Annotated in this window: 3 protein-coding genes; all 3 read left to right on the top strand. The window is 71.4% G+C overall.

Annotated features, from left to right (window positions below):
- The first annotated feature begins 803 nt into the window (after positions 1-803).
- From Q0967_RS15090 to Q0967_RS15080, 3 genes are read left to right on the top strand one after another with little or no spacing between them, the layout of a single operon-like run.
- Entirely contained in the window at positions 804-7,520 is a 6,717-nt protein-coding gene (locus tag Q0967_RS15090; protein ID WP_299450782.1) for a hypothetical protein, read from the top strand.
- Positions 7,517-10,690: a hypothetical protein gene (locus Q0967_RS15085; protein ID WP_298751265.1), complete on the top strand. Its 3,174-nt coding sequence runs from the start codon at positions 7,517-7,519 to the stop codon at positions 10,688-10,690. The genes Q0967_RS15090 and Q0967_RS15085 overlap by 4 nt, the downstream gene beginning before the upstream one ends.
- Complete coding sequence (locus Q0967_RS15080; protein WP_299450779.1) at positions 10,687-13,938, top strand: hypothetical protein; 3,252 nt, start codon at positions 10,687-10,689, stop codon at positions 13,936-13,938. Before Q0967_RS15085 ends, Q0967_RS15080 begins: the two co-directional genes overlap by 4 nt.
- Positions 13,939-14,228: the final 290 nt, after the last annotated feature.

The following is a 14,228-nucleotide window of genomic DNA, read 5'->3' as shown; positions in this document are numbered from 1 at the left end:
TGGCCAAGATCTACAAGACCAGCAATACTGGAACCGTCGCCCTCGAAGAAGGCGACCGGTAGGCAACGAGCATCACCGCAAAGCCCACCACTCAGCGGGGCTCTGTCACCATCAGAGGCGAACTCCTCGGTTCCGACGACTCTGTGAAGGCGAGCACGAGCACGAGCAGCAGATCCATTCCCCCACGCTCCGGGCATCCGGGGTCCGGTCACGGAGGACTGCTGCCCGGATAGATGAGACCTTGACCTGAGCCGTCGTGCCTTCGGGGCGACGCTCGGCAAAAGGCCGCATCATATCAACACGCCGCAGTCGCTCGGTGCTAGGCTTCGGCTCCCACTCCTACGTCGTGGGGACCGACGATGGCGAAGCGCGGCGTTACGCTACTCGATCTGTTTGCGCCCGGCGGCGCCCAGGCACTGCTGCCAGACGACGTCGCGACCTGGCTCGAGAACCTCGCGGTCACCGACCTGACCAGCTCCACGAGCGCCAGCACCTTTGTGCACGAGGGGGTCGTGCGGCCCCTACTCGACGTCGACCCAGTGAGCTTGCGCAATTGGCCGGTCGAGATTCCCGGCCTCAACACCGGGTTGCCCTTCCGGCTCGTTCGAGTGAGGCAGGCTCCCGCCGCCGGTGAGACGCTGGAGCCGGAGGCCGAATCCAGCTACCTCGACCTGGTCGTGGACCGAGTCGCCATCGCGTTCCCGGGCCTACGTCCCGCAACCCTGGTGCCTGCGACCAGCAGCTCGCCCGCGCACCTGATCCCAAACCGCGCAGGCCACGCGGTCAAACTCGTGGGTTCGGGGGTGATGCGGATCGACCTCACCGGCACATCGGAGCTGGTCCGGTTCGTCGACTTCCCCGACCCATTCGACCCCTCGGCCCCCAACGGCACGGTCGGCACCCTGACCTTCGACCCGATCAGCTTCACCTTCGGCGACTCCGACTACGGCATGGTCGTGGACCGTGTCGTCTACGACGCGACCGAACACATCTCACCGCCGGAGGTCCTCGCTCGCGGCCAGACCGCAGGCTGGCAGGGCATCGCGATCGCTGAGGCGACCGTGATGCTGCCGATCAAGGGCACCGCCGTCGAGCAGATCAACGTCTCGGTGAAAGACGTCATCCTCGGTAGCCCCGCCGGGATGCAGGGCAGTGTCTCGGTCGAACTGGGACGCACCCCGATCTCGGGTGCCTCCGTCCAGTTCACCCAGGACGTCGAGGGCACCGACCATCCCCGCAGCCCCGCCGGCAGCGGACGCGAACTGACGGTGCCGTTCGTCACCGACACCCCGCAGACCGCGCGCATGCGCGCCCAACTCTCCGACGCGGTACTAGGTCAGCCCACCCAGCCCCGCATCAGCTGGACGCTGCCGGACACGACCAGGGTCGAGGAACCCGACACCGGCTGGTTCACCACCTCGGTCGGCGAGAACATGAAGGCCGTTTACTCCGAGATGGTCGATGGCGAACGCCACAACGACCTCCCGATCACCTACACCTTCACGCAGGAGACGGGGGATCCCCAGCACGGCCCGAAGGTCAGCACCGAGGCGAACAACCACCCCAACGTGGTGTCGCTGTCAGGTTCACGGGAGTCCGTCAACCTGGTCAGTCTCGCGGCCATGGTGGACCCGCCACAGCCGGGCGAGAGTTCTCAGGTCACCTGGGTGCACGGCACCGGCGTCGACGCACGGGTCCGCCGCAGCGACGACTTCGTGCTACTGGTCGAGGAGGTTGGCACCTCCTACATCGAGGTCAGCGTCGAGGACCGCAAGCGTCGAATTCGCGTCGACGTGCTCGAGGAGGGTGAGCTGCTGATCGGCTGCGAGGACGGCGTCCGCGACGCCACCGGTGCGCTGGTCGAGATCCGCGGCCTCGAGTCGACCTACGACCTCACCCGCTTCCACCGCGACGGCACCTACATCACCGCCAGCGAGCCCGCGACGCTCGGCGGCACGGTCGGCGTCACCGTCCCAGAGGGAGCACTAGCAGCCGTCACGCTCGGGCGGGGCAGCAGCACCGACCCGAGCGCCCCACCGCCGCCGGTCACCGAGGCGGAGATCCGGCACCTGTCGGTGCGGTACGGCTTCAACAGCGCCGATCCAGAGGCTTGGGGCAGCTACGCCCCCAACAGCACCGCCGGCAACGTCGCGGTGGAGATCCAAGAATGGGCCCGCTACTTCCCCGGCGCCCGGTTTCTCGTCGTCGGGCACTGCTGCGACATCGGGAGTGACAGCCAGAACGCGAACCTGGCCCGCAGCAGGACCACCTCGATCACCCAGCACCTACCCAGCGGCGTCGTCGACGCCCGCGGAGAGCAGGAGGCCGCGACCGGTCAGGTGCTGACCACCCAAAACGGGGTGCCCGCCTCCGCGATGAGCGCCACCGAGCGCGCCACCGGCCGCACCATCATGCTCGACCACTCCGCGGCCACCCGCGACACCTGGGTCGACGCCAGTGGCCAGGCGATCCGACCCCACCCGATCCGGGAGCGCTACCGCCGCGTCGACGTCTACGCGGTCGGCGGCACCTACACCCCACCGGCCGGCGCGCCCGAGCAAGGGCAACAAGCCTCCACCGATCCGCAGACCACTGACCCTGCGCTGCGCCGCTCCTACGTGCCCGGCGCCGACGGGACCGAGATCGCTCCACCAGGTGACCCCAACAGCCGACTCGGCTACCTCGTGCGGTTGCACGTGGCGTGGGACTCACCGACCGTCACCAGCTGGGCCGACGCCGTCCCCACCCTGGCCGAGATCACACTCGCCTGGTCCAGCGACCACGTGACGATGAGCGACGAGAACGGCGAGGAGACCGACGTGCCGGTCTCCTCGCCGTCGGACTCCGGTGGCAGCCCGTCGACCGAGATGTGGGTCATCACCGGGCGTTGGGCCTACGACAACCGATCAGGGCAGACGCTGTTCTCGGTATCTGTCGCTTCCGAAGGCGACCCGGAAGGCATCGCGCACTTCGGTTCCTCCTTCCTCGCGGTCGCGCTCGCGCTGGCGCCCGCGCTGCTCGGCGGCATCGGCGGCGGCGGTGCGGCCAACGGTGTCGTGCAGATGTCCGCGTTGGCGATCGCCAGCGCGGTGATGGCGGCGATCGCCAAGGAGGGCTGGGTTGTCGTGCACGCGGTCTCGGCCGAGTACCGGGCGCCGTCGATCCAGTCGGCGCGCGGCATGAACCTGCGCGTCACGATCGACTACACCGCCGCCGTCGGCATCGAGGTCTCCGCCTCGGGCCTAGGCTCGATCGCGACCGCCGACGGGCACCCCCTCAAGGTCCGGTACACCAAGGTCGGGCTCGAGTACGACGACACCGCGACCAAGTGGTACGACAAGGTCGGCTTCGTCTTCGAGGACGTCTCGTTCGAGGTCTCCGACCCCGGCCGTTGGCAGATCGAGGGCCCCCTCGGTGACCTGCTCGCGATCACCGCCACCCGGGCGGGCTCCGGCTCGTCGTGGTTCGAGTGCGACCTGGCCTTTGCGCTCGACCTCGGGGTGGTGAGCATCGAGGGCGCCACGGTGCGGGTGATCTTCGCCGAAGGCGACATCTCAGCCGAGCTGCGCGGTCTGGCCCTGGCCGTGGACATCCCGGGCGTGCTCCGCGGTAGCGGACAAGTGGTGCTCGGCGACGGCGGCGCCTTCGGGGCCTCGCTTGAGCTCGAACTCGTCTCGGTAGGCGCCAAAGGCATGGGGGCGCTGGAGTTCGACCCCGCGCACGACTACCTCTCCATCCAGCTAGGGCTCCTGCTCCCGGTCGGCATCCCGCTGGGGGCGACCGGGCTCGGCATCTACGGCTTCCTCGGGATGTTCGTCTCCAACGGCGCCCGGCAGCTGCCCAGCGGCTTCGAGCACGACCCCGTCGGCCGTGAGATCGCGTGGTACCGCAACACCCCACTGCTCGAGAAGTTCGGCCCCGAGCGCGGGCAGTGGGCCATCGGGCTGGGAGTGGTGGTCGGCACCATGCCCGATCAGGCCTTCACCTTCAACGCGGTCGGCATGCTCGTGGTGGCCTTCCCCGACCCCGAGGTGATCTTCGCGATCGACGCGAAACTTGCGACCACGCCGGACCTGGTACCCAAGGCCAGGGGCAGTGCCCCCGGCAGCGGGCTGGAAATCCTCGGACTGGTGGTCATCGACGACACCGCCGTACTGGTCGGGATCCGAGGACGGTACGAGATCCCCAAGGTGCTCACCCTCAACGTCCCCATCGACGGCTACTTCCCATACCCGAGCACCCCCAAGGACGCTTTCGTGCGGGTCGGCTCCGACGGTGTGGTCTCCGAAGGTCGCGGAGGCGACCCGGTGCAGATCATCCTGCTGCCCGGGACCCTCGACATCGAGGCCTACTCCTACCTCATGATCGAGGAGAAAAAGCTGCACAAGCTGGGCGGCGACCCCCGCTTCAGTTTCGACGGCTTCTCCATAGGTTTCGGGGCCGGCATCGAGATCGGCTGGGAAGCCGGACCCCTCAAGCTCGCGGCCGGCGCACGGATCCTCGTGGGACTGGGCACCAACCCGTTCCTGCTCAAGGGCCTGTTCGAGGTCTGGGGCACGCTGTCACTGGTCATCGTCGAGCTGGAGGTCTCCGGCGAGCTGGTCTGCACGGTGTGGGAACACGACGGGGTCAAGGCCAACCTCTCCGGCAAGTTCTGCGGCAAGGTCTCGTTCTTCTTCTTCTCCGTCTCCGGATGCGTAGGGATCTCCATCGGCGACTCGCTGACCCCCACCGCACCACCACCACCGCCCCCGATCGGGAAGGTATCGCTCACGGACCGGCGCGGCCAGACTACCGCCGAGGCGATCGAGGGCACCCCCGGGCCGGAGCAGACGGTCTGGCCAGACACCGTGCCCGTAATCGAACTCACACACCACATGGCGGTTGACCTCTCCGGGTCGGCGTTCGCTCCCGGCGCGCCCCCGCCAGGACCAGTCTGGTCGGGCACCTCCGAGATGAAGTACGCCTACCGGTTGACGAGCGTGCAGATCGTTCCCGACGGCGGCGCAGCGCTGAGCGGACCGCTCGCCTCAGGCTGGTGGTTGCCCACCCACCGCCCAGGTGTCCTGGCCGACGGCGACGTCGCCCTCTCCGCCGAAGAGGCGATGTTCCTCGCGCTGCTGTCCTGGGACCCGGCGCCCTGGACGTACTGGCTCACCGACGGTGGGGCCGGCACCGACGGCGACCCGGCACAGACCCCCGGCCGACTGTGCGAACCGCGACCGCAGCCGATCCGGGCGTGCCTGCTCGGCAAAGACGCCGAGCGCAGCCACGTCGACGCGGTGCACCTGCCGCCCGAAGACCTCGGCCTCCCACCCTTCCCATCCCGGTTCACCGGCTACGCACGAGAACGGCTCGCGGGTCGGGTGCTGGAACTCGCCGCGCCCTGGTTGACCGAGCAGGGACTGGCGCTGGTCCCCGGCCACGTCGACGAGGACGTCTGGTGGCTCGCCGCCGCCACCCGGTTCGGGTTCACCGAGAGGACGACAGAGCTGCGGGTGCGTCTGGCGCCCGAAGTCCACGACCCGGAGCTCGTGCTCATCGTGTGCGACGACCACCGCAAGCGGCCAGAGCCGATCAGCGCCGGACGTTGCGCTATCGTGGCCGACCACCACAGGGCCGACCTGGATCTGGGGACCTCGAACTCCATCGACGGGGTCAAGATCGAATCCTTCGGCGCGGCCTTCCGCACGCAGGGCACCCCGGTCACGGTGCTCCTGCCCGAGGGCGGCATGGTCGCCCACCTGCCCGAGACCTCCGACCGCGTTGAGGTGCGGATCCGGATGTGGGACAACGGGTCGGCCCGACTCACCGCGATCGACGAACACGGCAACGGAGTCGCCCACGGATTCGTCGACCCGCAAGGCGCCTGGGAGCAGACGATCCCACTGACCGGTGTTGACATCGTGGCGATCGAGATCCTCGGCGACACCTGGCTCGGGATCGAACGGATCTGCTGGGGCCCCTCAGCATCCGAACAGCCCACCGGCAGCGAGCTCCCGCGGGTCACCGGGTCACCCGTGGGTGGGGGCGAACGCGAGTGGGAGCCCACGGTCGAGAAGGTCTACCGCACCGGCACCGGCAGCTGCGCGGTCGTGGTGTACCGGCCTCGGGAGTCCGGCCCCTGGCGCGGTGTCCGGGTCCACGAGTGGGCGGGCGGCAAGCGGCCGCCGGCGCGGGTGGGCTGGCAGCGGCTGTGCGGCATCAGCAGCTCGGCCCAGGCACTGGCCGACGGCAACGCCGCCTACGCCGGCGGGCTCACCGCCCTGATCAACGGGTTCGCGGCGGGCGGTTTGGGCGCGCCGCACCGCAGTCTCCTCGCGTCCGGCACCGGCTACCGGGTGCGGATCGGCTGGCAGTGGCAGGGATGGGTGAAGTCCGAGGACAAACCCCAGCCGGACACCGTCCCGAACTCAGCCGAATGGGAGAACGGGGCAGAGGTGGTGCGCCGGTTCCGGACTGCGTCGCACGCGTCGATCAGCGGCAGCCCGCCCACCGAGCTCACCGACGAGAAGAGCTTCGACCCGCGCTCGCTGATGCGGTACCTGCTGGCCTTCGAGCCGGACACGGGTCAAGCGCCGCACCTGCTCGATGACGAGCTGCGGGTACACCTGGCGGTCAACCACATCGACCAACTCGCGGCACTATACGGGCGCCAGGTGGGGCTGCGGCTGCGCCGCACCGACCCGCCACCGGGCTCGCTCGTCGGCCAGCCACACGCACCGGACGAGCCGATCAACGTGACGTGGGGTCCCCTGCACGACGGCTACCGCCCGCTCGGCCAGAAGCGCTTCCTCGAGGCAGTGCGGGAAGCGCCGTGCCTGGAGGAACCACCACTGGGCGGCAGCACTGGGGAGATCAGCGCCGACCTCGTCCCCGGTGCCTGGTACGACCTCATGCTGATGGCGACACCGACCGCCGACCCCGCCTCGGAGGACCTCGTGGTGCAGCGGGCGCACTTCCAGGCGTCCCGGTACCGCGACGCGGACGACCTGCTCGCCGCGCTCGGCCTCACTGCCGACCCCAGCCCGCTGGTGGCGCCGGACGCGATCGTGACCGGCCCGGTGCCGCCCGGACCCCTGGTGGTGGGCGACCGTGAGCTCGACGAGGCGATGGCCGCCATCGGGCTCGACCCCTGGCCCTTGCCGGAGGCCGGGCGAACCAGCGTGCTCTGGTGGCGCGACGGCGAGGACTGGCTGCTGGCGGGCGTGCTGCTGGAACTGCCGGAACCGATCGTGCGCACCGGGCGACGAGCGCTCGAGGTCACCTCCTGCGTGCACGGAGGGGTGCCGCTCCCCCAGCGCCGGCGCAACACCAACGGCACCCGGGTGCTGCTCGCGCCCACGGGACCCACCGCCGTCAGCCCCGTCGGGTCCGACGCGTTCCAAGCCGGTCCGCTCGTGGTCGCCCTGACCCGCACCGTCACCGACCGCACCGGCGCCACGTCCTCGACCGTGGTCACCGGCACCCGGTCGGCGCTCGTGGCGCCCCGGGCCGTCTACCAGGAGGTCGGGACGTGAACCTCACACCCTCCTGGGCGATGAGCGGCCAGGCCCTGCACAGCCACGGTGACACCCACCTCGCCGAGGGAACCCACCTGCGGATCGTCACCAACCCGCTCCTCGGGCTGCCCGTGTGCCCGATCGTCGTGCACCAAACCCGGAGCACCGTCGACCAGTTGGCGCGGACCGCCCGCACCGACGCGATCTGGGTGACCAAGAACGGCACGATCCTCACCCCGCCGTTCACGCTCACCCCGGACAACCCGGTCACCGCGCACCTGCCGCACCCGGCGTGCTGGGCGTTGGTGGAAGCCAAGCCGGGTACGCGAGGCGGCGAAGGACCGGTCGTTGGACCCATCCGCGACCCGATCCCCGGACCGATCCGCCGGATCCTCAACCCGCTCGACCGAGAACGGCCCGCAGGAAGCGTCGTGGTCACACCGTCCCGCGACCCGGTCGTGAAGCCGGTGCCCACACGGCAGGCGGGCCTCCGGGTGCAAGGCATGGTTGGCACCCCGTTGGGCGACGCGACGGTGGCGCAACGCTCCCGAGCCCCGTACCACGTCTACGCCTCCCACATGGAGCGCGTCGTCCTCAGCGGCTCCGGCACCGTGCACGGCATCCGATGGCTGCGGCCCACGGACCTTCGGCTCGGCAAACCCGCGCGCACACTGCCCCTGCCGTGTGGCCCAGGTGCCCGGTACGCCGGACCGTCGGACGGCTGGGACCGCGGCATCGCCAGGGCACGCGACGCGGCACCCACCCGCTACGGCCTGCACGAGCAGCCCCTGGCCGCCGGGCCCGCCGCCTGCGACCCTGCCGGTCCCGGCGAGGAAGAGGCACGCATCGACCATCTCGGCCACGCCCTGCGCAACGACCTGGACCGGCTCGTCAACGACACCTCAGCGCACCAGCGTGACCTCCTTGACACCGCACCTGTCACCGGCGTCGGTCCATCACCCGGCACCTCCGACCGGAACCTGCTGACCACACTGCTTCAGGCCTCCCTCGACCCCGGCATCGCCCGCTGGCTACCGTTCGGCGACATCGACCGGGAAGAGATGGACCAGAGCGTGGTCGCTATCTACCACGTCACCGCGGCGTTCGCGGCGGATCTGGGCACCATCGGCAAGCTCGGGCTGAGCGGATCGCTACCGGCCCCCGCCAAGCCCCACCAGGTGGTCGAGGAGTTGGCCAAAGAAGTGGGCGAGTCCTGGGACGGCGGCGAGAAGACCGGGCCGACCACCCGCCTCACCATGGTGCTCGTGGCGCCCGCGTTCGAACCGCTCGACGTGCCGAGCCCACCCGCGATGAGCGTGACCTGGGACGGCAGCTGGCAGTCGGTCCCACCACCGGCCGCCTCCCGCAGGCTGACCGCTCACCTCGGCGGGCTCATCGCCGCAGCGGCACTCGCCTCCGCCATCGCGCAGCCGAACGGCAAAGACCCGCAGAGCCGCCACCTGGACGACGGCAGCGGCCGCATGAAACTGCTCGGCCCTAGCCAGCCACCGACGGCGAGCTCCCCCACCCAGGGCCGGCTGACCGACCGCGGCGTCACCGAGGACGACGGCACGTGGCAGATCGCGCAAGCGGACTGGTTCGGCCGATGGTCGGCCTGGACCCGGCGGCCCTTCGGCCCCGCGCCGCGCCCACGGCCACCACGACCGGTCGTGATGCTCGCCACCTCACCCCCTACCGTCCCCACACCGGCGCCGACCGGGCCGCTCGCAGGGACGGTACGCATCGAAGTGCCGGTGCCGCCCTCCTCCTCGCTGCCACCGGGGGCTCGCGCGCTCGCACAAGCCGAGCTGACCGTCTCCAGGAGCACCGGCGGCACGACCGTCTCAGTGCACCCGATCTCGGGGGACGCGGTCATCGTGACGGTGCCCGGCCCCGCGCTGATGCCGACGACGTCGGGCTCAGCGGGGGTCACCGCCCGGTGGCTCGACACCGCCGGGGTGACGTCAGAGGTCAGCGAGCCGCGCAACGCCACCCTGCACGACCCGCGTGCCCCCGCCCCGGTGCACCTGCCACCGGACCTGACCTACACCGCTCGACCCGACGTTACGGGGTGGGCACAGACCACACTGTCGTGGACCTCGGCCCCAGGGCAGGCCTCGTTCCGGGTCTTCGTGGCCGACGAGTCCACACTGCGGTCCAAACTTGAGGAGACCGCGGCCGGCGCCCTCGCACCGGGCGATGCCGGAACGGCGCCCTCGGCCGCGCAGGCGCAGGCACTGCTCGACGATCTCGCCGCCGCTCCGGGGGCGCCCGAGCGGGCCGAAGCGTGGGAGACCCATAAGGCGATCCTGCCGCGGCGGTGGTTCCTTCAACTCACCGCCGAGCCGCTCCTGGCCACCCCCACCACGACGTTCCGGCACCAGGTCTCCGGATCGCTCACCGTCCTGGTGCTCTACCGGGTCGTCGCGGTCAGCGCCGCGAGCGTCGAGTCCGACTTCCGCAGCTCACCGATTCTGCCGCGCGCAGTCCCGAACGCGCTCGCGCCACCCATCCCCGCGATCCGGGTACGGCCGAGCACGACCGCCGCAGGCGAGTTGCAGGCGACGATCACCGTGACCGTACCCGTGGGCCCGACCCCTGCGGCGCGCTGGCGGCTGCGGCGCGCGACGGCGACGACCGACCCCGCCCTCATGCCGATCGTCGCCGAGGGGTCAGTCCCCCCTGATGCGCCCAGCGCCGGCGACCACAGCTTCGAGATCGTCGACGGCGGGTCCGCGCCCGGCCTGAACCGCACCTCCCTGTCAGAGTGGGTGCGCTACGCCTGGCGCGTGGAGGTGGCCGGTCCGGACCTTCCCGGCGGTGGCCCGACGGGTGAGTGGTCATCGCCCTCGGCACCCGCCTCCACCACGGTGATCCCCCCAGATCCCCCGGCCGGTGTGGCCGGGCTGACGGTGCTGCGCGACGCCGCCGGCGTCCACGTGCAGTTCACCCATCCTGGACCCCTCGCACCGGGTGCGAGTACCGGCTACGTGATCGACGTCTACCGGCGGCCGCCGGGCCAGAGTGCGCGGCTGGCGACCGCGGTGCCCGGGATGGCCTCGAGCGCCGGTGCCTTCGATGTCCTCGACCCGGACCCGACCGTCCCGCCCGGCACCGGCTACCGGGTGGTCGTGACCGACCCGATCGGCCGCCGCGCCGCCCCGAGTGAAGAAGTGATCGCACCATGACCGCGCTCGTGCCCGAACCGGCGCAGCTGGGCCTGGCGGCCCCGCTGCTCGGGCCCTGGTTCTCGACCGACGTCCCACTGCCGGTGCCCTCCTCCGACGACCTCGGGGTGAGCGTGAGCATCCCCGCGGGCACCAGCTGGCTGCCGCCGGCGACCGGGCTGCTGTCGTTCGCGGTGGCAGGGACCCCGCTGCTGGCCGGGCTGCGCGGACCCGCGGGAACGCCACCGTTCCAGGACGGGCGCTACGTAGCGACATTCCGACTGCTTCCGGAGGTGGAGGCCCGGCTCGGGGTGCTGTTGGCCGACGTCCCCGCGGCCGACGGAACCGGAACCGGTGTCACGCGTGCAGTGGTGCGCACGTTCGCGCTCGAACTCCCCGAGGACCCAGGGTCACTCAGCACCCTGGAGGACCGGCTTGTGCCACCGCTGCCGGGTTCGATGAGCGATGAGGAGAAGCGCCGCTACCTGGGGCTGGAGGGCACCCCGATCGCCGACCTTAAACGACCGGGCACCTTCAACAGCGCCGCCGACGCCGTGCTCCACTTCGACACCGCGGCCACGGTGCGGCTGTTCGCCTTCGACGTGCGCGGCCGGGCAATCGACCCCGGTGCGGTGGCGGCGTGGTGGGCACGGCTGGCGACGACCTTCACCAACCTATGGGTCCCCGGCGCCGACCAGCGGACCGCGACCGTCGACGCCCACGCCCAACGCACCGTGATCCTGTGCGGGCCGGACGAGGCGGCAGCGGCCGACGGTGTGCTCGCGCGCCTCTCGGTCACCGGGGCAACCGGCACCGGCGCCGTCAGGGTCGCCTCGGGTAGCCAGACCGTGACCCTCGCCCTCACCGCAGGGGCTGAGACGGACGCGGCGCTGCCGCGAGTGGCGGTGCTGCCCAGCGGCACCTATGGCGCTTCTGCCTCCCTGTGGACCGGTGGCAGCGCGGTCGGCGGGGTGACGCGGGACTGCGTGCGGGTAGCGCTGGTCGATGTCGAGGAGCACCTGACAGGGCAGCGGAGGACGGCGCCCTCAGGTGCCTCGGACGCAGCGACGCGACGAGCGGCGGACCAGGCACGCGCATCGACCGCGACGCTGGTGGCCCGCGCCACGATCGGAGCCACCGACACCGTGCTTCTGACAAGCGCGGACGCAGTGGTCGGCAGCATGGTCGCAGCGATCGACGCCGGCGCGGCGACCGTGCTGGCTCCGGTACTCGACCGCGGCGCGGGCGCGCTCACGGCACCGCCGCTGCCGACCGACCCGCCGCCCTCGCGCATCAGCGCGGTGACCGTGACCGCGTTGACCGGGGGCGGTACCGCCGACGGCGGCGTGGTGCTGGGGCAGCGGATCCTCGTGACAGTGCCCGCGGAGCCAGCGCTGGCCGGGGCCTGGGTCCGGGTATGGCCGCAGTACTTCGACCCTGCCACAGGCCGCCACCTGCGGGGGGCAGGCGGTGGCGGGCTGGTGGACACAGCCGGGAACGCGCGCGTGGTGGTGCGGCTGGCCGACAGCGCGGTAACCCCGGCCAACCAAATGGGGCTGGACATCATGCTCGTGACCGCGGCCACCGCCACCCGCTACCCCGAGGTGCGGGTTGAGCGGCCTGCACCGGTCGGGGGCGCGATGGTCGCGCTGGGCGCGGCGGGCGCGGCCGTGCTGGTCTGCGAAACCGGCACCGAGATATCTGGGCCTGTGCCGGCCGGGTCCGTGCCGTCCGGCTCGACGCTGGTCGCGCTAACGACACCGCCCACGCTGGTGGACCCGGCCTCGGTGCCCGCCTCGGCGTGGGCGGCTCCCGCCGTGGGCTCATCGCTGGGCGCGGGTGACACGGTGCTGCTGACCGAACCCGCGTGGCGTGGGTGGCGCGGCGGCGAGACGGTCGCAGCGCTAGGAGGCACCGGGGCTAGCGTCCGAGCGCTGACGCGGACGCTGCTGCTGCGCCCGCCCGCGGTTGCCTCGCCGCTGCCGACGCAGGCGCGCGACGAGGTGGTCGCGGTCGCTCTGACGTCCGGGGTGGCGGATGCGACGGTGGCAGGGGTGCGACCACTCGGCGCGCACCACGAGCTCGGCACGCACCAGGCTGGGCACCCAGGAGCGCCGGCCGACGACGAGCGCCACGGCACGGGGGCCCGGTTGCGCGGACCGGCGGTGGTGGCGGTCGCGGAGGTGGCGCGGGAACGGACCTCGCCCGAGACGCCAGCGCTCGCCGTATCCGCACTGACACCGCTTCCCGAACCGGCGGCTCCGACCGAGGCCGGGTCCTGGGCCGCGACGCTGCGCACGGTCGCGGCGCGGGTGGAGTGCGAACCGGGTGTGGTCGAGGTGATGGACGCCCTCGGCGCAGGCGACTTCCCGTGGGAGCAGCCACTGGCTGACGTGCGGACGTGGTTGGCGGGTCAGGGCATCACGGTGCCGGATGCGGTAGACCAAGCAGCGACCAGCATGCAGCGGGCCCTGAACCGGCGGATGCTCGGTGCACGATGGGGCTACCGAGAGGCGGCGACGGCGCTCGCCGCACGGTTCGCGGGGGCACAAGACTTCGTCTACCTCGAAACACCTGCGCTGGACGCGCTACCCCTGGGGTCGGGCGACGATGAGCTCGACGTGATGGGGTCATTGACCGCGCGGCTGGCAGAACACCCTACGCTGAACGTGCTCGTGTGCGTACCGATGCGGCTCTCACCGGGGGCGCCGAGCAAGCTGGCCCGGGTGCGCAACGCTGGCGTGATGGCAGGGCTGGCGGCGTTACGGCAGGCGGGTGGGGGGCGGGTCGCCGCGTTCACCCCCGTGACCGGACCAGGCCGCTCGCTGCACCTGGATGCGACCTCGGTGGTGGTCGACGACGCCTGGGCCCTCACCGGCGGAACTCACATGTGGCGGCGCGGGCTGTCGTTCGACACCTCGCTCTCAGTGGCGGTCTTCGACGAGCGGCTCGACGGCGGCCGCCCGACGGAGGTGGTGGCCTTTCGCCGCGCTTTGATCGCCGGTCGGCTGGGGCTGGCCCCCACGCTGCTGCCCGAGGACCCCGAACAGCTGGTGCGCGCGGTGCGGACGCTGTCCACCCGCGGCGGCGGGCTGCGGCTGTCGCCGGAAGTACTGGAGGCGCCATCGCCCGAGCCGAGCGAGCTCGACACCATGGTCTGGAACCCGGACGGCAGCTTCGTCGGCGGCTTCAACTTCATGACCTGGCTCGCCGGACTGGCTGCAGGCGTCCAGGCCGAGATCCGCGAAGCCGTTCCCGGCGAGGCCTGACCCCCACAGCTCAGCCCCGGACCACGAGGGGGACCACCGAGCCGGCGCGGTGGTCGATTCCTGCGGTTCCGCGCAGCCTGGTCGGTCCGGCCATCCGATTTAAGGTGGGCGTCCACTCCATCGTCACGACCCTGGTCAAGGGTTGACCGAGGGACGGCAGTACTTCGAGGGCGCCACCGGGCCACAGTGCCTCGTGACGTCCACCTGGGAGCAGGTCAGGCGCACGGCACGGTCCCGGCTGTGGTCGTCACCGAAGGTCAAGTCCGGTGGAGTGGTGCACGAGTGTGATC

The organism is uncultured Serinicoccus sp. (assembly GCF_947500995.1).
GTDB lineage: Bacteria > Actinomycetota > Actinomycetes > Actinomycetales > Dermatophilaceae > Ornithinicoccus.
This window is presented reverse-complemented; position numbering and strand designations above follow the sequence as displayed.

Coding starts and splice junctions, on each gene's coding strand:
- Q0967_RS15080 (WP_299450779.1), top strand. CDS start 10,687: ATGACCGCGCTCGTGCCCGAACCGGCGCAGCTGGGCCTGGCGGCCCCG.